This window comes from Microbispora sp. NPDC004025 (assembly GCF_053604425.1).
Genome location: NZ_JBSGHN010000005.1, coordinates 115056 through 134282, shown reverse-complemented (window position 1 = coordinate 134282; position 19227 = coordinate 115056). Strand labels below are relative to the sequence as shown.

The following is a 19227-nucleotide window of genomic DNA, read 5'->3' as shown; positions in this document are numbered from 1 at the left end:
ATGCGGAACCCATGCTCGGATACATTTGTGCATGCGTTTTGTCCCTTTTGTTATGGTTCTTGCTGGTTTGGTGGCGGGTACCGCCTCGCCGGCATCGGCCATCACCCACGGCTCGGTCGATCACGCGGATCATCCGGAAGTGGGCGCCCTCATCGGCGACGAGCCGGAACGCGACGGCACCTGGGCGTACTGCACCGGCACTCTCATCTCGCCGACCGTCTTCCTCACGGCCGCCCACTGCGGACATGAGGGACAGAAGACGGCGCGGGTCTCCTTCGCCGCCCGCTACCGGGCCGGGGACACGCTTTACACCGGGCGCTTCGTGCCCGACTCCCGCTACAGCCGCAAGAGCGGGCTCTACGACATGGCGGTCGTCGTCTTCTCCGACCCCGTTCCCGGTATCACGCCGGCCACGCTGCCTTCCCTGGGCCTGCTCGACCGGCTCAAGGCCGACGGCAGTCTGGATGCCGCCCGGTTCACCCCCGTCGGGTACGGCTCGGTGGACCCCACGAAGAAGGCGCACGGGTGGCGGTTCCACTACACCGACACGCGCAGCCAGACGACCATCTCCTTCAAGCGCCTTCGCGGCAGGTGGCTCGAACTGGCGCCGGACCCCTGGGGCAAGGAGGGCGGGACCTGTTACGGCGACTCGGGCGGCCCCAACTACCTCGGAGGCTCCGACTCCAAGCTGCTCGTGGCCACGACGATCAGCGGGGTGGACGACGCCTGCCGGTTCACCAACCTCGACTACCGCCTGGACACGGCATCGGCCCGGAAGTTCCTCGGCGAGTACGTCGCGCTCCCCTGAAGCCGCCGTAGTGGGGTTATAGACATATGCCCCCACTGGGGGTACGAATAGGGCATGCCTAAGATCAACGTCTACCTGCCGGACGATCTCGCGGAGGCGGTCAAGGAGGCGGCGCTGCCGGTGTCCGCGATCTGCCAGCGCGCACTGGAGCAGGCGGTCCGCCGGGTGGCCGCCATCCGCGAGAGCGTCCTCGGGGAATTCGAGCTCGACGACCCCCGCCTGTCGCACTTCACGCACAGGACCCGCGCGGTCCTCCGGCTCGCGCTGGAGCGGGCCAGGGCCGAGGGCGCCTCCGGCATCGGCACCGAGCATCTGCTCGCCGCGATGCTGGCCGAGGGCCAGAACCTCGCCCTCCACGTCCTGCGCGCCATCGAGATCGAGCCCACCCTGCTCGAACGCGACCTCGCGAGCCGCCGGTCGTCCGCACCAGCCGGGGCGGCGGGCCCCGAGCAGACGCCCGGGGATGGGGGAACGCGGGAGGACGGTCCGAGCCGTTTCGACGCGGCGGCGGCCAACGCCCTCGAACTGGCGGTCACCGAGGCCCACGCGCTGGGGCACAACTACATCGGGTGCGAGCACCTGCTGCTCGGCCTTGTCGCGGAGCCCGACGGGGTGGCCGGGGAGGTGCTGCGGGCCAGAGGCGCCGAGCCCCGCCTCGCGCGGCGCGCGGTCAGCGCCGCGCTCGCCGGCTACGTCCACCTCCGGGCCCAGGGGCAGGGCGCCGCTCCGGACGCCTCTCAGAGCGCCACCCAGAACATGCCGCAGAACGCCGCGCAGATCGTGGCGGCGCTCGTCCGGCAGGAGATCGCTCCCTTGTTGCGGCGCATCGAGCGGCTCGAGCAGCACGCGGGGGTCACCGCACCCGCCGAGGACGGCGCCTCGTGAGCGGACGCGTGCTGCTGGTCGCCACGGGCGACGTCATGGCGTACGCCCGCCGGACGAGCCGCCCCGGGCTCGCGACGGCCGCCGACCTGCTCGCGGCCGTACCGGGCGACCTCGGCGTGGAGGTGGTGACCGAGGACGTCCAGGCCGAGCCGAGCTGGGACACCTCGCCCTCCACGATGCTGCGGCTGGCCCGGCGGGCCCGCGCCGCCCTGCTCGACGAGGGGTTCGACGGCGTGGTCGTCACCCACGGCCTGGACACGATCGAGGAGACCGCCTTTCTCACGGACCTGCTCGCCGGGCCCGCCGCACCGCGCGGCGGCATCGTGCTGACCGGGGCCGTCCGCGGGCTCGACGAGCTGTCGAGCGACGGCCCGCGCAACCTGGCGTCGTCACTGGTCGCCGCAGCCGATCCCGCTCTCCGCGGTGCCGGTGCGGTGGTCTGCGTCAACGACGAACTGCACGCGGCCCGCTGGGTCACGATGACCGACGCTACGGGCGTGGCGGCCATGTCCTCCGCGCCCGCGCCGATCCTCGGGCGGGTGGTGGACGGGCGAGCCGAGCTGACGGCCACGCCGCCGCCACGGCCCCCGGCCGCACGGGGGGAGCCCGAGACGCACATCGCACTGATCAAGACGTACCCGGAGATGGACCCCGTGCTCCTCACGTCCGTCGTGGACGCCGGCGCCAGGGGTGTCGTCCTGGAGGGCACCGGCGCCGGGAACGTCCCGGTCACCCTGTTCGCGACCATCGGCGAACTGGCGGAGTGGGACATCCCCGTGGTGGTCGCCTCGCGGTGCCGGACCCGGCCGGTCGCGCTGGAGGACCTGCCGCTGGGGCTGGGGCTGGCCGCGAAGGTCGGCGCCATCGGGGCACGCGGGCTGGCCGCAGTGAAGGCCCGGTCCGCCCTGATGGTGGCGCTCGGCGGAGGCGGGCGGCAGGCCGTGCGGGACTGGTTCGCCCGCCTCTGACCGCTGTCAGGCGTGCCCTTCGTTCGCCGGTCCCGGCGCCAGCTCCAGCTGCGCGGTCTCCGCGTACGGGCTGGGGGCGAGGCGGCTCCCGGCGTGCGCGGCCGTGGTGTCGGTGTTCGGCGGGCAGCCGGAGACCGGCAGGCACAGCACGAACATGGCGCCGCCGTACGGCGACTCGGCGGCCACGAGCGTGCCGCAGTGGGCGCGGGCGATGTCGCGGGCGATGGCCAGGCCGAGTCCGGTGCCCCCATGACCCCGGCTGCGCGCCGTGTCCGACCTGGCGAACCGCTCGAAGATCCTCTCTCGTTCGCTCGCCGGGACGCCCGGGCCGTCGTCGCCGACCCACAACTCGACGTAGCCCTCGTCACGCCGGAGCCCGACCTCGACCACGCTCCGGGCGTGCCGCTGCGCGTTGTCGAGCAGGTTGGTCAGCAGACGGGCGAGGTGGCGCGGCGCGGCGTGCATCCTGACCCCGTCCGCCAGCTGGAGGCGCACGGGGATGCGGTCCGTCCGGCGGGCGACCTCGTCCCTGACCAGCGCCGAGACGTCCACGGGTTTGCGGTCCGGGGCGGTCGCCCCCACCTTCGCCAGCAGGAGCAGGTCGTCGATGATCCCTTCCAGCCGCTCCACGTCGGAAAGCGCGTCCCGGAGCAGCGACCGCAGATCGGTCTCGTCGGGATGCAGCTGCGCCTCCTCGAGTTGGGTGCGCAGGCCGGCGAGCGGAGTGCGCAGTTCGTGCGAGGCGTCCGCGGCGAACTCGCGCTGCCGCCGCAACGCCCGCTCCGTGGTCAGCTTCGCCTGTTCGATCCGGGCGAGCGTGCTGTTCACGGTGCGGGCGAGCCGCGCGATCTCGTCGTCCCCGGTCGGTACGGGCACTCGGGTGTCCAGGTCGTGCACGTTTACGGCGGCCAGGTCGCTGCGGATGGCCTCCACGGGCCGCAGGGTGCGTCCGGCGACCACCCAGGTGGCCCATGCGGTGAGCAGGACGAGCACGGCCACCTCCACGGTGAAGAGCAGGTCGAACATCGCGACGGGGGTGAAGCCGTCGATCGGGCGTCCCGCGTAGACGACGGGGGAGTCGGGCCCGGGCGTCACCCGGAGCGCCGACAGGCGCAGGCAGCCGATCCCGTCGTGCACACAGGCCTGCAGGTCCTGCATCGGATCCTGCTGGGACGGCCAGAAGGAGCTGATCGGGGCTATCCCCCGGGCGGCGGGCGAGGCGGCGAGCACCCGCCGGTTCGGCGCCACCACCTGGACCAGACTGATCCCGGCCACCTGCGGGGTGATGATGTCCCGCAGATGACCGCTGCGCCACGCGGCGGCCGTGAGCGCGGCCTCCTGCCGTGCGTCGAGCCAGACCGCGGTGGCGAACGCCTGCCGGGCCAGCACGCTGCCCAGGATCCCGGTGGGGATCAGCAGCAGGGTGGCGAGAGCCGTGACGAGGACGGTGATCCGCCCTCGGATGGAATGAGGCCGGAACCTCCGCAGTAACGATGGGCCGCTGGCGTTCATCGCCGTCCTCCTTGCGATGACTGCGGCACTCGCGGCGGGCGGTCGCCTCCGTGTGATCGACGTGGCCGTCCCGACGGCGTGCTGTGCCTGTCTGTTTCGAAATGAGAGGCTCGCAACGGCAGGCGGAGTGGTCACTAGGGTTCTGCCTGGTCAGGCCGCTACTTCTCGGCTCCGCACCACGGTAGCACTAGACTTGAAGACATCAAGTAAAGGAATTGTTCAAGTTCGTACTCTGCTTGGCGGGGACGGGCGAATTTCCATGGGCATCGGCGGGAACTCGCGCGAAACCCTGATCGTTCCCACTGTGGTGGAGTGGCGCTCCCACTTGTAGGGGCACCGCTCCTCGGGCACCATCCCCACTAGGCCGCGCAGCGGCTGATCAGTGAGTCGCGTCCTGGAGGAAGCGAATGGAGAGTAAGAACCCCATATTCAGTCGGCGCGGGGCGGCTGGTCAGCAGGCGTGGGCCGGTCCGACGCCCAGCGTGCAGCAGCTGAACCAGATGTACGCCACGCCCTCGTACGCTCCCCCGGGAGCGCGGACCATGACGATCGACGACGTCGTGGTGCGCGGCTTCATGACCCTCGGCACGCTCATCGTGTCGGCGGCCCTGGCCTGGTACCTCGACCTCGGCTGGGGGCTCGCGGCGCCGGCGATGATCGTGGGCCTGATCCTCGGGCTCATCGTGTCGTTCAAGCAGAGCACGAATCCGGCGCTGATCCTCGGCTACTCGGTGTGCTACGGCATCGCCATCGGCGTGCTGAGCCACATGTACAACGAGGCCACCGACGGCATCGTCCTGCAGGCCGTGCTCGGCACGATGGTCGCCTTCGGCGGCACGCTCGCGGTGTACACGCTGAAGATCTTCCGGCCGACGCCGAAGTTCGCCAAGTTCGTGATCGCCGCCGGGTTCGCCGCGGTCGGTCTCATGCTGCTCAACTGGATCGGGAGCCTCTTCCTCACGGGAGGGTTCGGCCTGCGCACCGACAGCCCCATCGGCTGGATCTTCAGCGTCGCGATGATCCTGCTGGGCTGCTTCTTCCTGCTGCTCGACTTCAGTGAGATCGAGCAGGGAGTGCGGGCCGGCGTGCCGGAGCGCTACTCGTGGCTGATGGCGTTCGGCCTGACCCTGAGCCTCGTCTGGCTCTACCTGGAGATCCTCCGCTTCATCAGCTACTTCACAAGCAACGACTAGCCGTACGGGCGAAAGGGGCGCCGTTCCTTCGGGAGCGGCGCCTTTGTCGTGCTATAGCAGGATCCGGTGATCCGCACCGTAACTTTCGATCAACATCTTGTAACAAATCTATGCCGCTGAGGGCTTGTCAATCGCGGACCGGTGATGCACTGTGACACAAAGCCGCCTTTTCCGTGGAGGTGCCCATGTCGTTGAACCACTCACCGGAGACCCAGAACAAGCTGATCGCCCGTGTCCCGTCCATAACCGGGCGAGAACTCCCAGAGTGGTTCGAAGCCATCGACAACGGCCCGTCGTTCCTGCGCTGTGACGAGCGGGCCAACTGGCTCGCCGACGAGCACGGGCTGAGCCACGGCTACGCCGCCGCGATCGTCCTCGAGCACGAGCGGCGTCGCCGCTTCTAGCGAACACCGGAGCGCGGGAGGGGGCAGTGCCGTCTCGCGCACACAGCACCAGCAGCGACCCGCCGGGCAACAGAGCTCGGCTCTCAACCTCGAGCAGCACGCGACCTCAAGAAACACTGAGCGCCCGCACCGGTCCGGTGCGGGCGCATCATTGTTCTATGGATCTCGACAAGGCGCGTGAGTTCGTCAGGAAGAACCACCGAGCGGTCATGCTGACCCGGTATCCGGACGGACGGCCGCAGACTTCCCCGGTGACCGTCGGCTGCGACAAGGACGGCCACATCGTGATCAGCAGTCGCGAGACGGCCATCAAAACCCGCAACCTGCGGGAGAACCCCCAGGTCGTGCTCACCGTGATGACCGACGCCTTCTACGGCGAGTGGATGCAGATCGAGGGCACCGCTCGGATCATCTCGCTGCCGGACGCGATGGAGCATTTGGTGCAGTACTACCGCGACATCAGCGGCGAGCACCCGGACTGGGACGACTACCGCGCCGTGATGATCCGGGACAAGCGGATGATCATCCAGGTCGAGCCCACCCGCGCCGGCCCCGACTATCACGGCTGACGTGACGCCGGTCCCGGCGCTGGCCGGGACCGGCGTCGACGCCGTCGCTCAGGACAGCCGCTCCAGCACCATCGCCATGCCCTGGCCGCCGCCGACGCACATGGTCTCCAGCCCGATCGACTTGTCGTGGAACCGGAGGCTGTTGACCAGCGTGGAGGTGATGCGGGCGCCGGTCATGCCGAACGGGTGGCCCACCGCGATCGCCCCTCCGTTGACGTTGAGCCGCTCGATGTCGATGCCCAGCTCCTGGTAGGAGGGGATCACCTGGGCGGCGAACGCCTCGTTGATCTCGACCAGGTCCACGTCGCCGATCGACATGCCCCCGCGGGCGAGGGCCTGCCGCGACGCCTCGATCGGGCCCAGCCCCATGATCTCGGGGGACAGGCCGGTGACACCGGTCGACACGATCCGGGCGAGCGGCGTGATGCCCAGCTCGGCGGCCTTGGTGTCGCTCATGACGATCACCGCGGCGGCGCCGTCGTTCAGCGGGCAGCAGTTGCCCGCCGTCACCGTGCCGTCCGGCCGGAAGACCGGCTTGAGCTGCGAGACCGCCTCGTACGTCGTGCCGGCCCTGGGGCCGTCGTCCTTGCTCACCACAGTGCCGTCGGGGAGCGTCACCGGGGTGATGTCGCTCTCCCAGAAACCGTTCGCGATGGCCTTCTCCGCGAGGTTCTGCGAGCGCACGCCGAACTCGTCCTGCTCGCGCCGCGAGACGCCCCTCAGCGCCGCGACGTTCTCGGCCGTCTGGCCCATGGCGATGTAGACGTCCGGCAGCACGCCGTCCTCACGCGGGTCGTGCCACACGGGGGCCCCGCCCTTCGCGGTCTCCTCCGTCCGCGCCTTCGCCTCGTCGAACAGCGGGTTCTGCGCCTGCGGCATGTCGGAGCTGCCGTGCACGAAGCGGGAGACGGTCTCCACGCCGGCCGAGATGAAGACGTCGCCCTCGCCCGCCTTGATGGCGTGGAACGCCATCCGGGTCGTCTGCAGGGAGGAGGAACAGTAACGGGTCACGGTGGTGCCCGGCACGTTGTCGAGCCCGAGCAGTACGGACACCACGCGCCCCAGGTTGTGGCCCTGCTCGCCGCCGGGAAGCCCACAGCCCAGCATGAGGTCGTCAACGTCGTTCGGGTCGAGCTGCGGCACCTTCGCCAGCGCGGCGCGGATCATCTGCGCGGTCAGGTCGTCCGGGCGGATGTCCTTGAGTGACCCCTTGAAGGCGCGGCCGATCGGTGACCGCGCGGTCGCCACGATGACTGCCTCGGGCATGTGACTCTCCTGCCTGATCTCGGGCCCCTCCACCCAGGGTTCGGGGGGCCTCCTCCCCGGAGGTTACCCCTCGGTACGCCGCCCGCCACGCTCTGGGCCCCACTCACCAGAACTTTGTACTAATGCACAGTGTTTCCCGCTTCCCCGTCGGGGCGCTCACTCCCGCCGTCTTCCCTCGTCACGTGCTCGCTCGTTCCTCGCTGCGCGCGTTCCTCAGTCCAGACCGCCGGCGCGCCCCTCCGGCTCGCTCGGTGTTTCCCGCTCCGCCGTCGGGGCGCTAACTCCCGCCAAGGTCGTGCCGGAGGCGCGCAAGGAACACAGCCCTCGTCGTTCGGGAGTTCGTTCCTCGCTGCGCGCGTTCCTCAGTCCAGACCGCCGGCGCGCCCCTCCGGCTCGCTCGGTGTTTCCCGCTCCGCCGTCGGGGGGCTCGTGTTTCCCGCTCAGCCGTACATGCCGGGGGTGGTGGCGGTGCCGTCGTTGACGGCGTGGAGGGCGCCCTTCTCGTCGCGCCACAGGCGCCAGCCGTTCTGGCCGCCGGTGAACCAGGAGGGCGGCGCGGAGGAGGAGTCCTTGCGCTTGCCCGTGGCCAGGTCGAACTCGCACAGCGCCGCGATCGAGTAGAACCCCGGGGTCATGCCGCGCAGCGGCAGCGGCTTCGGGTCGGTCACGCAGAACGACCACCCGGTCGCGCCGCTCACCGGGGTCGGCTCGCCGGTGCTGAGGTCGAAGACCGAGCCGGGCGCGTCGCGCTTGAGGAAGCCGAGCTTGTTCATCTCGGGCGGAAAGGCCAGCCACCAGCCGGTGCCGGGGACCTGCGTGGGCGTGATCTGTCCCAGGACCCGTCCGGTCTCGGCGTCGAGCCGGGCGAACCCGCCGTACTGGCCCTGCTCGTCGACCGGCCGGACGACCGGCGCGTACGCCGGGTTGCCGCTGGGGTAGACGCGGACGACGGACGGCCGCATCCAGTCGACGGCGCCGTCGGTGAGACGCGCGGAGAACAGGCCGAACGTCGAGGTCTCCTTGGTCTGGGGGTTGGTGTACGGCGCGACGTATCCGATGATCTTGTCGTCCGTCGCGCCGAAGGCCCAGCCTCCGCTCAGGTCGACGCCCGGGCCGAGGGCCTGCTCGATCGGCAGCTGCCAGACGGTCTTGCCGTCCTTGATCGTGCGGGCCTCCAGCACCGGGTGGGACGCGAGTCTCAGCAGGACGACCTTGGTCGGGTCGGACCACTCGACCTCGGCGATGCCGGGCAGGCGCCACTTCACGGCCCCGTCACGGGGGTCGAGGACCACGACGCGGGCGGACGAGAGCGCGGTGTCCTCCGAGACGCAGACGTACGGCCCGCAGCGCTGCGGCCCGAAGGTGGACCGCACGGGCCTGACCCACTTCTGCTGCCCGGTGCGGGCGTCCCTGGCCACCAGCGTGGCGCCCTTGCGGTCGGCGGCGGGGTCGAGCGCGACCACCGCGGCCTGCCCGCCGCCGGTCTCCACGGTCGCGGGAGCCTGCACCCCCATGCCGGGAAGGCGGCCCACCATCGTCGCGGGGTGCGCCCACAGACGGCGGCCGGTGGCGAGGTCGAGCGCGACGGTCTCCAGGGAGCCGTCGGGCCGCATCGAGGTGGTCGCCGCGACGCCGCCGCCCGTGGTGGCCCGGCTGACCGCGTTCACCTGCGTGTTGTGCCAGGCCGGGTAGTCCTTGGCGGCCTCGTCGCCGCCGGAGCAGCCGGTGAGGGCGCCGCCGGTCAGCAGGGCGGTCGCGGCGAGGGCCAGAGCGGGTTTCACGTGGTTCACCTGGGGCCGGATCATTTCGCTCCTACAGGGGGTGATGGCCCGGCCGCGGAAGGTGACCGGCTCTAGGCGTTCGGAAGCGGCCCGGGTCTCCGGCGGAGCAGCGCCGCCCACCGTCCGTGGGGGCCGACAGCCCGGCCGGCGACACGGGTCGCGGTGACCTCGGTGCCGGGTTCCTCCACGGCCATTGCGGCCAAGAGGTATTGCGATCCTTCGACGCGCACGGGTTCCGGCTCGGGCCACAACCCCAACGCGGCGCATACAGACGGTAGCACTGCGTACGCGGCTTGTAGGTAACCTCGGGCAGATGGATGAAAACGATCAGGTCCGAACATCTCGGCCGGGTTCGCGTCGAATTCCGGCCCGAGCAGGTCGGCGAACGCCACGGTCCGCCCGCCCGCCTCGATGACGGCGACCGTCTGGGCCGCGGCGAGCTGCCGCGACCAGCGCCGGGTGACCCACCGGAGCGGCTGGGCGATCGGGCGGACGGTGCCCAGGTCGGGACAGGTCCCCACGACCACCTCCGCGCCGGCCTCGCGCAGTCGGCGCACCGCCTTCTGCAGGTGCCGTACGGCCCGGGCCGGCAGGGTGGCGGTGGTCACGTCGTTGGCCCCCACGAAGACGACCGCGATCTCCGGCCGATCCTCCAGCACGCGGTCCACCTGGACGCCGAGGTCCACCGACGCCGCGCCGGACTGGCCGGCCACGGTGAGGCTGACCGGGCGCTCGGCCACGGCCGCGAGGCCGTACGCGATCCGGACGGCCGGGGTGTCCTCGGGGCGGGTCATGCCGAGGCCGACCGAGGTGGAGTCGCCGAGCACGGCCATCCGGATGGGCTCGCCGGGGAAGGCGCCGTACACGCCGTCGGCCCGAGGGCCGTCGAGACCGTGCGGCTGTCCCACGATCCGCCGGGCCAGGACGGCCTCGGCCATCAGCAGGCCGTACGTCACGGCTCCCAGGGCCGTGAGCCCGCCTCCGCCCACGGCGGCGGCGGTGGCGATGCGGCGGGCGGCACGCACCGCGCCGGACGTCCGGACCACCCGTCCTCCCCATGCTCACGGTACGGTTTGAGGGAGAAATTAGCCGAGTTCCGGCCACCCCTACCGGAACCCCGGCTGACGGCAGGCTGACAAGCTTCGGCAAACAAGGTGGTCATCGCGGTGCGCGTACACGACTCGCTGGTGGAGCTGATGGGCAACACCCCGCTCGTCCGGCTGCGCAAGGTCACGGCGGGCGCGCCCGCCCAGGTCTTCGCGAAGGTGGAGTACTTCAACCCCGGCGGTTCGGTGAAGGACCGCATCGCGGTGCGGATGATCGAGGCGGCCGAACGGAGCGGCGAGCTCAAGCCCGGCGGCACGATCGTCGAGCCGACCTCCGGCAACACCGGCGTGGGCCTGGCCATCGTGGCGCAGGAGAAGGGCTACCGCTGCCTGTTCGTCTGCCCGGACAAGGTCGCCCAGGACAAGATCAACGTGCTCCGCGCGTACGGCGCGGAGGTCGTGGTCTGCCCGACCGCCGTCTCGCCCGACCACCCCGACTCGTACTACTCGGTGTCGGACCGGCTGGCCCGTGAGATCCCGAACGCCTGGAAGCCCGACCAGTACTCCAACCCCGAGAACCCGGCGAGCCACTACCACTCGACCGGCCCGGAGATCTGGGAGCAGACCGAGGGCAGGATCACCCACTTCGTCGCCGGAATCGGGACCGGCGGCACGATCAGCGGGACCGGGAAGTACCTCAAGGAGGTCTCCGGCGGCCGGGTGAAGGTCATCGGCGCCGACCCGGTCGGCTCGGTCTACTCCGGCGGCACCGGCCGTCCGTACCTCGTCGAGGGCGTGGGCGAGGACATCTGGCCCGCCACGTACGACACCGGGATCTGCGACGAGATCATCGCGGTCTCCGACAAGGACTCGTTCGGCATGACGCGCAGGCTCGCCCGCGAGGAGGCGCTGCTCGTCGGCGGCTCGTGCGGCATGGCCGTGGTGGCGGCCGTACGGGTGGCCCAGGCGGCCGGGCCCGACGACGTCGTGGTCGTGCTGCTGCCCGACGGCGGCCGCGGTTACCTGTCGAAGATCTTCAACGACGAGTGGATGGCCGACTACGGCTTCCTCACCACCTCGAGCGAGGAAGGCCTGGTCGGCGACGTGCTGGGACGCAAGACGCCGGGGCTGCCCGAGTTCGTCCACGTCCACCCGCACGAGTCGGTCGGCACCGCCATCTCGATCATGCGGGAGTACAACGTCTCCCAGCTGCCGGTCATGAAGGAGGAGCCGCCGGTCATGGCGGCCGAGGTCATCGGCTCGATCGTGGAGCGCGACCTGCTGGAGGGCCTCTACCGCGGCCGGGTGCGGTCCGAGGACGAGATCGGTGCCCACATGTCCGCGCCGCTGCCCATGATCGGGTCCGGTGAGCCGGTGGCCCGGGCGGTCGAGGCGCTGGAGAAGGCCGACGCCGCCGTGGTGCTGGACGACGGCAAGCCGGTGGGCATGGTCACCCGCCAGGACCTGCTGGCCTTCCTCGCCAACCACTGAGCCGATCACTCAGCCGATCACTCAGCCGATCACCGAGCCGATCACTGGGCCTGCCATTGGCCGCGGCTCACGCGCCGCCACCAGGACCAGGCCGGCCGGGCGGCTACGCTCGACGCCATGAACCATGGTTTCGAGACGCTGGCCATCCACGCGGGCCAGGAGGCGGACCCGCACACGGGCGCCGTCGTTCCTCCCATATACGCCGTGTCCACCTACAAGCAGGACGGCGTGGGCGGCCTGCGGGCGGGATACGAGTACAGCCGGTCGGCCAACCCGACCAGAACCGCACTCGAGGAGGCGCTGGCCGCCGTCGAGGGCGGTGCGCGCGGGCTGGCCTTCGCGTCGGGCCTCGCCGCCGAGGACACGCTGCTGCGCACCGTCTGCAAGCCCGGCGACCACGTGGTGATCCCCGACGACGCGTACGGCGGCACCTACCGGCTGTTCTCCCGGGTGCTCCAGGAATGGGGGGTCACCTTCGACCCGGTGCCGCTCGGCGATTTGGACGCGGTGCGCGCCGCGGTACGGCCGGAGACGAAGGCGATCTGGGTGGAGACGCCCACGAATCCCCTGCTGAACGTCGCGGACATCGCCGCGCTGGCGAACGTCGCGCACGACGGGAGCGCGGTGCTCGTGGTGGACAACACCTTCGCCTCGCCGTATCTGCAGCAGCCGCTCAGCCTGGGCGCGGACGTCGTCGTCCACTCGACGACCAAGTACGTCGGCGGCCACTCCGACGTGGTCGGCGGCGCGCTGGTGACCCGGTCCGCCGACCTCGGCGAGCGGCTGGCTTACCACCAGAACGCGATGGGCGCGGTGGCCGGGCCGTTCGACGCCTGGCTCACGCTGCGCGGCCTCAAGACGCTGGGCGTGCGGATGGACCGGCACTGCGACAACGCCGAGCGCGTGGTCGACCTGCTGCTGTCGCACCCGAAGGTCGTCCAGGTGCTCTACCCGGGCCTGCCCGAGCACCCCGGTCACGAGGTCGCGGCCAAGCAGATGCGGCGTTTCGGCGGGATGGTGTCGTTCCGCGTCGAGGGCGGCGAGGAGGCCGCCGTCGAGATCTGCAACCGCGCCAAGCTGTTCACGCTCGGGGAGTCCCTCGGGGGCGTCGAGTCGCTGATCGAGCACCCCGGCCGGATGACCCACGCGTCGGCCGCCGGGTCGCCGCTGGAGGTCCCCGCCGACCTGGTCCGTCTGTCGGTCGGCATCGAGACCGTCGACGACCTCCTGGCCGACCTCTCCGAGGCCCTCGGCTGAGATCTCCGCGCCCGCTCCGCGCTCTGTCCGACGCGCGCTCCGGGCTCTGTCTAAGGGGCGCTCCGCGCTCTGTCTAAGGGGCGCTCCGCGCCGGGGCCGCGGGCTCCGGCGCGGAGCGGCGGGCGGGAGCGACCCACCGTTCGCACAGCAGGGCGGCGAGCGCCGTGGCCGTCAGCAGGGCGCCGGCCACGGTCACACTGCGGACGCCGGAGTGGTCGATGAGCGCGCCGCCGAGCAGCGAACCGCCCGCGATACCGATGTTGAAGGCCGAGCCGCTGCCGGCCGAGGCGATGTCGGTGCTGCCCGGGGCCACCTGCAGTGCGCGGCTCGCGATGGCCGCGGCCAGCGCGCTGAACGACATGCCCGTCAGGCAGAGGGCCACCACCGCCACCGCGTGCACGGCGCCGAAGGCGTACAGGCCCAGCAGCGCGCACGTGATGAGGGCCAGCGGCCCGACGAGGGCGGTCCTCGGCCGGCTGTCGAGCAGCCGGCCGACCACGATCGTCCCCGTGACCCCGGCGATCCCGGACGCGAGGAGCAGCGGGCTGAGCGCGGCCGGGGCGAACCCGCCGAACTCCAGCAGGAACGGCGTGATGTAGGTGTACGCGGTCAGGTAGCCGCCCACCCCGATCACGGTGGCGACGATCAGAAGCGCGTAGCGGCGGGCGTCCGGGGTCGCGCCGCGGCCCGGCTCGTGGCCGTCGGAGCCGCCGCCCGCCTGCCGGCGGCCGGGCATCAGCGCCGCCACTGTGATGCACGTGACCAGGCCGACGGCGGCGGCCAGGGCGAACGCGGCCCGCCAGCCGACCTGCTGGCCGAGCCAGGTGCCGGCCGGGACGCCCAGGACGGGCCCGAGGGAGCTGCCGATCGACATCCGGGCGATCGCGCGTCCCCGGATCTCCGGGGGGAACATCGCCGCCGCGGCCGGGGTCGCGACCGACCAGAACAGCGCCTGGGTGGCCGCGACCAGCAGCCGGGCGGCCAGGAGCGTCGGATAGTTCGGCGCCACGGCGGTCAGCAGCATTCCCGCGACGAACACGGCCAGCGTGGCGGTGAGCAGCCTGCGCCGCGGCACCCGCTGGGTCAGCCGGGTGAGCGGCAGCGAGGCCAGCACCACGACGGCGGCGTATCCGGTGACGAGCAGGCCGGTCTCGGACGGCGACCGGTCCAGGTCGGCCGCCATCACCGTGAGCAGCCCGATGGGCAAAACCTCGGCGGTGACGTAGGTGAAGGCGCCGACGGCGAGGGCGACCAGCGCCCACGCCGCACGGCGTTGCGTCGTAAGGTGCACCCGCTCCTCTTTCCCCCGTTTCCGGCCAAAGACGTTCTACCGGACATTCGGGGAAAAGCGGGAATCTTTGTTCAGGGGTTGAAGAAGACCATCAGGAAGAGGACGACGAGCCAGATCAGGGCGCTGATACCGGCCAGCGCCGCGATCCGCCCGGTCTGCACCTTCGCGTCGTCCTCCGGCGACTCGCTGGACAGCGCCGCGATCGCCGTACGCTGGTCACGCTCGACGATCACCAGCAGGACGGCCGCCACGACGAACAACGTCATCGACACCGACAGGTACGGCGCGCCGAGGGCGCTGCGGCCCAGCAACAGGCCGAACAGGAAGACCCCGATCGTGAGCAGGCCGAAGAGCCGGGTCGCGCGGTGCAGATATCGCAGCACGCCCAGATCGCGCGCCCGTATGTAGCGCGGGGTGACGCTCGTGACCGCCGTGAGCGGACCGAGCGCGAAGATCGCGAACCCTATGTGCAGCCACAGCAGCAGATGGTCGAGAGGCGACATGGGCAGAGGCTATCGCCTGACTGATCGGCCCCGCAGTCGCCCGGACGCGCTCGTCGCGCCGCGCGTCGGACGCCTGGGGCGTGCGGGAGTCACTTCCGGCGACGGGGGCGGTTGTGGACCGCCATCTCGAACAGCACCGTGGTGAGGACCATGAGGACGACGAGGCCGACCGCTGCGAACATGGGAGCGCTCCTTCCACTGGCATGTGGAACGACCAGCGCGAACAGGGGATGTCTGTCTATCGTCCGCCGATTGCAGCCCGGTCGGCAATCGATTATCGAATCCCCGGGCCGCGGCGTCCGTCTCCCCGCTCACGCCCGCCGCCCGGGCCTTCCGGTCCCCGCCGGTCCTGCGGCTTCGGAACGCGCCCCCGATCCGCGCCGATGTGCTTAGCCATGCCCGCATGGCAGACGACGAACCGTCTACCGGTCCGCCTCCGGCTCGGCGGCGGGAACCCGGCGCAGCGCGTGGACGGTCCCCACGCTCAGGATGACGATGCTGGTTCCGACGGACGCGAGCATGGCGAGAGGGGAGAAGGGCCCCTCCAGCAGCAGGACCGGGATGATCCCGATGAGCGCGACGAGACCGGCGGCGAGCGACCACGGCGCCGCGAGGGCGTGCACGTCGTACCAGACCCGTTCGCTGGCCATCGTCCGCCTGGTGCGGATGCCTAAAAGGGCGTTGGGAGCCAGGGTCCGGCGCGCTCCCATCCGGCCCATCGCCACGAGCACGGCGCCGAGGACGACGAGGCACACGGCCGGATAGACCCGTTCGAGGAAAGGGGTCTGCGCTTCCACGGCGGCGGTGACCAGGGCGGATGCTGTCACGTGTGCTCCCTCCGGTCGTGCGGGTGACTCAGGTGGACCGCCGGCCCCCGGCTCGGCCGCTCAGCGGGTGCGGCGGGCGCGCAGGAAGTCGCTGACAACGTACTCGCCGAGGCGGTCGGCGCTGGCGGAGAAGACGCGGCCGCCGTTGCGCCGGGCGACCTCGTCCACGAACTCCCGCAGCCGGTCGTCGGCGGCCAGCATGAAGACGTTGATCGTCGCGCGCCGTCTGGACATCTTGTCGACCTCGGCGAGCGTCAGCGTCAGCGTCTCCTGCGACGGAGGCCACTCGAAGCGGGGCACGCCGTTGCGCATCAGGTGCGCCGTCGGCTCGCCGTCGGTGACCACCAGGACGACCGGCTCGAAGTCCGGGTGCCGGTCGAGGTGACGGCCCGCGATCAGCAACGCGTGGTGCAGGTTCGTGCCCTGGACCATGTCCCATTCGAGCCCGGCCAGCTCGTCGGGCCGCAGCACGCGGGCGTAGTTCGAGAACCCGATGATCTGCACCGCGTCCTGGGGGAACTTCGAGGCGACCAGCGCCTGCAGGGCGAGCGCGGTCTGCTTGGCCGCGGCCCAGGTGCCGCGCAGGGCCATCGAGTAGGACAGGTCGACCAGCAGGCAGACGGCCGCCGCGGAGCGCCGCTCGGTCTCCACGACCTCGAAGTCGTCCACCGACAGGGTCACGGGCGCGCCCCCGCCCCGCCGTACGCCGTTGACGACCGTACGGACGACGTCGATGGGCTGCTCGTCCCCGAAGCGCCATGGGCGGGTCGAGCCGGTCGGCTCCCCGGCCGTGCCCGCGTCGCGCTGGTCGTGGTCGCCGCGGCGGCCCGAGTCGAGCGAGGCGAAGACGCGGCGCAGGGCGGTCTCCCCGAGGCGGCGTACGGCCTTGGGCGTGAGCTCCAGCTTGCCGCGGTTGCGCCGCAGGTAGCCCTGGGCCTCCAGCTCGCGCTCGACCTGTCGCAGCGCCTCCAGGTCGTCCACGGCCGAGCGGCCGAGCGCCCGCCGGATCGCGGCCTCGTCGATGTCGTCGAGCCGGGCGCCGGGGTAGTCCTGGCGCAGCGCGGTCTCCAGGTCGCCGAGGTCGGCCAGCTCCTGCAGCGCCGTCACGGCGTCGCCCATGCCCATCGGCTGCTCGCCGGACACGCGTTCGGGGGCGCCCCAGGCGAGGTCGGGACGGCGGGCGTGGAGGGAGTCGCCGAGGCGCCGCATCTGCTCGGCCAGGCCCGCCTGCTCCAGCGTCTGGTCGATCAGTCCGGCCAGTTCCGCGCGCTGCTCCGGAGTGAGCGAGGCGAGCAGCCGCTGCGCGGCGGCGGCGCGGCGGGCGAGCTGGTCGACCAGCTCGTCCAGGTTCCGCGGGTTCTCGGGGAACATGTCCCCGTATTTCTGCATGAACCGGTCGAAGTCGTCCTGGGTGTGCTCGCCCCGGGCGTCACGGTCCAGCATGTCGTTGAGGTCCGACATCATCTGCCGGACCCGTTCCATGGCGGCCGGGTCGGGGTTGGCCAGCGCGTCGCGCATGCCGCGGAACTGGCTGTCGAGGACTTCCCTGCGCAGCAGGTCGCGCAGCTCCTCGAACGTCTGCCGCGCGGCGGCCGAGCGCCAGTCGTACTCGGCGAGCTCCTGGACGGCCCGTGAGGTGTCCGAGGGCAGCGCGTCGAGCGCCGACTCGCGGAAGCGGGCGTCGTCGGAGGGATCGGGGAACAGTTCGGCCCGCTCCTGGCCGATCGCCTTGTCGAGCAGGGCGCGCACGCGCTCCAGCGTGCCGTCGAGCCGGGTGTTGTCCCGCAGCTCGCGGCGGCGCCGCCGCACCTGGCGGAGCAGGTCGTCCAATCCGCGGCGGTCGGGCGCTCCCGGCAACCCGCGCCGCAGCAGGTCGCGCAGCGCGTCGAGCGGCGTCGAGCCGGACAGGACGGCGTCGCCCATCTCGTCCAGCGCCGATCGCACGTCGTACGGCGGAGCCAGCGGATCCGGCCCGTCGTGGTACTCCCGGTAGAAGTAACTCACGTCCGGTACACCGCGGCGCCGTCGGTCTCGTCCTTGGACAGCCTGCGCATCAGGTAGAGCCCCTCCAGCGTGAACTCCAGCGCCGCGGCGGCGTGGCCGGGCGACTCGTCGCCCTCGCCCATGCCGAGCCGTGCCATGATCTTCGACAGGCCCTCGACGCGGCCGATCCTGCGCAGCAGTTCGTGGGCCGGAACCAGCTCGCCCGACTCCACCTGCGCGCCCTCGCCGAACCTGTCCAGCAGCGGCGCGAGGTCGGCGCCGCCGAGCGAGGCGCGGAACGTCTCGGCCGTCGCGCGGCGCAGCAGGTGGGCGAGCACCTCGATCTCCCGCCCCTCCTCGCTGACCTCGAACTCCACCTTGCCGCGCAGCGTGTGGACCACGCCGGGCAGGTCGCACACGCGGGTGACGGGCCGCTCCTCCCCGGTCAGCGCGGCCCGCCGTACGGCGGAGGCGGCGGCGGTCTCGGCGGCCGCGATCGAGAAGCGGGCCGACACGCCCGAGCGGGAGTCGACCGCGGTCGACTCGCGGACCAGGCGGGTGAACCGGGCGATCACCTCCACCAGGTGGTCGGGGAGGTCCGCGCCCAGGGCGCCGAGCTCGGCCTCCTGACGGATCAGGACCAGCTCGTCCTCGACCGTACGGGGGTAGTGGGTGCGGATCTCCGCGCCGAACCGGTCCTTCAGCGGGGTGATGATCCGGCCGCGGTTGGTGTAGTCCTCGGGGTTGGCGCTGGCGATCAGCAGGATGTCGAGGGGGAGCCGCAGGTTGTAGCCGCGGACCTGGATGTCGCGCTCCTCCAGCACGTTGAGCAGCGCCACCTGGATGCGCTCGGCCAGGTCGGGCAGCTCGTTGACGGAGAAGACGCCCCGGTTCGTCCGGGGAACCAGGCCGTAGTGGACGGTTTCGGGGTCACCGAGCGTGCGGCCCTCGGCGATCTTGATGGGGTCGACGTCGCCGATGAGGTCGCCGACCGAGGTGTCCGGGGTGGCCAGCTTCTCGCCGTACCGGTCCTCGCGGTGCTTCCACGCGACCGGCAGGTCGTCGCCGTGCGCGGCGGCCAGCCGGCGGCACCGGACGCAGACCGGCGCGTACGGGTGGTCGTTGATCTCACAGCCCTCGACCACGGGCGACCACTCGTCGAGCAGGCCCGTGATGGTGCGGATCAGGCGGGTCTTGCCCTGGCCGCGCTCGCCGAGGAGCACGAGGTCGTGGCCCGCGATCAGCGCCCTCTCCAGGTGGGGCAGGACCGTGTCGTCGAAGCCGACGATGCCGGGGAACCGGGCCTCGCCGGCCCGCAGCCGGGCCAGGAGGTTCTCCCTGATCTCGGCCTTGACCGTTCGGTATCGGTGTCCACTCTCGCGCAGTTCACGCAGAGTGCTGGGGGCAGGCGTGGGCGATTTGTGCACGGAGTCGAGCCTACGT

At 71.5% G+C, this 19227-nt stretch carries 17 protein-coding genes; 8 read left to right on the top strand and 9 right to left on the bottom strand.

Annotation, left to right across the window (positions count from 1 at the left end; genetic code table 11):
• The first annotated feature begins 139 nt into the window (after positions 1-139).
• From ACWEQG_RS15955 to ACWEQG_RS15945, 3 genes are read left to right on the top strand one after another with little or no spacing between them, the layout of a single operon-like run.
• Entirely contained in the window at positions 140-808 is a 669-nt protein-coding gene (locus ACWEQG_RS15955) for a trypsin-like serine protease (protein ID WP_452285309.1), read from the top strand.
• A 54-nt stretch (positions 809-862) separates the two neighbouring features.
• Positions 863-1693 (top strand): Clp protease N-terminal domain-containing protein, encoded by an 831-nt coding sequence (locus tag ACWEQG_RS15950; RefSeq protein ID WP_452285307.1) that lies wholly within the window; start codon positions 863-865, stop codon positions 1691-1693.
• Positions 1690-2661, top strand: a complete 972-nt coding sequence (locus ACWEQG_RS15945; protein ID WP_452285304.1) for an asparaginase — start codon at positions 1690-1692, stop codon at positions 2659-2661. The genes ACWEQG_RS15950 and ACWEQG_RS15945 overlap by 4 nt, the downstream gene beginning before the upstream one ends.
• A 6-nt stretch (positions 2662-2667) precedes the next feature.
• Here ACWEQG_RS15945 and ACWEQG_RS15940 read toward each other — a convergent pair whose 3' ends face one another.
• Entirely contained in the window at positions 2668-4173 is a 1506-nt protein-coding gene (locus ACWEQG_RS15940) for a sensor histidine kinase (protein ID WP_452285302.1), read from the bottom strand.
• 407 nt (positions 4174-4580) lie between these two features.
• On the opposite strand from ACWEQG_RS15940, the gene ACWEQG_RS15935 reads away from it, so the two are divergent.
• From ACWEQG_RS15935 to ACWEQG_RS15925, 3 genes are all read left to right on the top strand, one after another.
• Complete coding sequence (locus ACWEQG_RS15935; RefSeq protein ID WP_452285300.1) at positions 4581-5366, top strand: Bax inhibitor-1/YccA family protein; 786 nt, start codon at positions 4581-4583, stop codon at positions 5364-5366.
• Positions 5367-5551: 185 nt separating this feature from the next.
• Entirely contained in the window at positions 5552-5770 is a 219-nt protein-coding gene (locus ACWEQG_RS15930) for a DUF4287 domain-containing protein (protein WP_169983440.1), read from the top strand.
• A gap of 158 nt (positions 5771-5928) precedes the next feature.
• Positions 5929-6339 (top strand): PPOX class F420-dependent oxidoreductase, encoded by a 411-nt coding sequence (locus tag ACWEQG_RS15925; protein ID WP_452285297.1) that lies wholly within the window; start codon positions 5929-5931, stop codon positions 6337-6339.
• Between the two features lie 48 nt (positions 6340-6387).
• On the opposite strand, the gene ACWEQG_RS15920 is transcribed toward ACWEQG_RS15925, so the two are convergent.
• The 3 genes from ACWEQG_RS15920 to ACWEQG_RS15910 form a co-directional block, all read right to left on the bottom strand.
• Complete coding sequence (locus ACWEQG_RS15920) at positions 6388-7605, bottom strand: acetyl-CoA C-acetyltransferase (protein ID WP_452285295.1); 1218 nt, start codon at positions 7603-7605, stop codon at positions 6388-6390.
• A 440-nt stretch (positions 7606-8045) separates the two neighbouring features.
• Positions 8046-9410 carry an outer membrane protein assembly factor BamB family protein gene (locus ACWEQG_RS15915; RefSeq protein WP_452285293.1) on the bottom strand — a complete coding sequence of 455 codons (1365 nt, stop codon included), beginning with the start codon at positions 9408-9410 and terminating at the stop codon, positions 8046-8048.
• 47 nt (positions 9411-9457) lie between these two features.
• Positions 9458-10432, bottom strand: a complete 975-nt coding sequence (locus ACWEQG_RS15910) for an SGNH/GDSL hydrolase family protein (protein ID WP_363462244.1) — start codon at positions 10430-10432, stop codon at positions 9458-9460.
• Positions 10433-10552: 120 nt separating this feature from the next.
• On the opposite strand from ACWEQG_RS15910, the gene ACWEQG_RS15905 reads away from it, so the two are divergent.
• Entirely contained in the window at positions 10553-11923 is a 1371-nt protein-coding gene (locus ACWEQG_RS15905; protein ID WP_363462242.1) for a cystathionine beta-synthase, read from the top strand.
• Between the two features lie 117 nt (positions 11924-12040).
• On the top strand, positions 12041-13180 hold the full coding sequence (locus ACWEQG_RS15900) for a cystathionine gamma-synthase (protein WP_452285291.1): 1140 nt from the start codon (positions 12041-12043) through the stop codon (positions 13178-13180).
• Positions 13181-13253: 73 nt separating this feature from the next.
• Here ACWEQG_RS15900 and ACWEQG_RS15895 read toward each other — a convergent pair whose 3' ends face one another.
• The 5 genes from ACWEQG_RS15895 to ACWEQG_RS15875 all read right to left on the bottom strand — a co-directional run bounded on the left by ACWEQG_RS15895 (position 13254) and on the right by ACWEQG_RS15875 (position 19211).
• The gene (locus tag ACWEQG_RS15895) at positions 13254-14471 is read right to left on the bottom strand and encodes an MFS transporter (protein WP_363462238.1); all 1218 of its coding nucleotides are present in this window, start codon (positions 14469-14471) and stop codon (positions 13254-13256) included.
• Between the two features lie 71 nt (positions 14472-14542).
• The gene (locus tag ACWEQG_RS15890) at positions 14543-14974 is read right to left on the bottom strand and encodes a hypothetical protein (RefSeq protein WP_363462236.1); all 432 of its coding nucleotides are present in this window, start codon (positions 14972-14974) and stop codon (positions 14543-14545) included.
• 422 nt (positions 14975-15396) lie between these two features.
• Positions 15397-15801: an SdpI family protein gene (locus ACWEQG_RS15885; RefSeq protein ID WP_452285289.1), complete on the bottom strand. Its 405-nt coding sequence runs from the start codon at positions 15799-15801 to the stop codon at positions 15397-15399.
• Positions 15802-15861: 60 nt separating this feature from the next.
• Positions 15862-17805, bottom strand: a complete 1944-nt coding sequence (locus ACWEQG_RS15880) for a vWA domain-containing protein (protein WP_363462232.1) — start codon at positions 17803-17805, stop codon at positions 15862-15864.
• Positions 17802-19211 (bottom strand): sigma 54-interacting transcriptional regulator, encoded by a 1410-nt coding sequence (locus ACWEQG_RS15875; RefSeq protein ID WP_363462230.1) that lies wholly within the window; start codon positions 19209-19211, stop codon positions 17802-17804. Before ACWEQG_RS15875 ends, ACWEQG_RS15880 begins: the two co-directional genes overlap by 4 nt.
• Between the last annotated feature and the right edge of the window lie 16 nt (positions 19212-19227).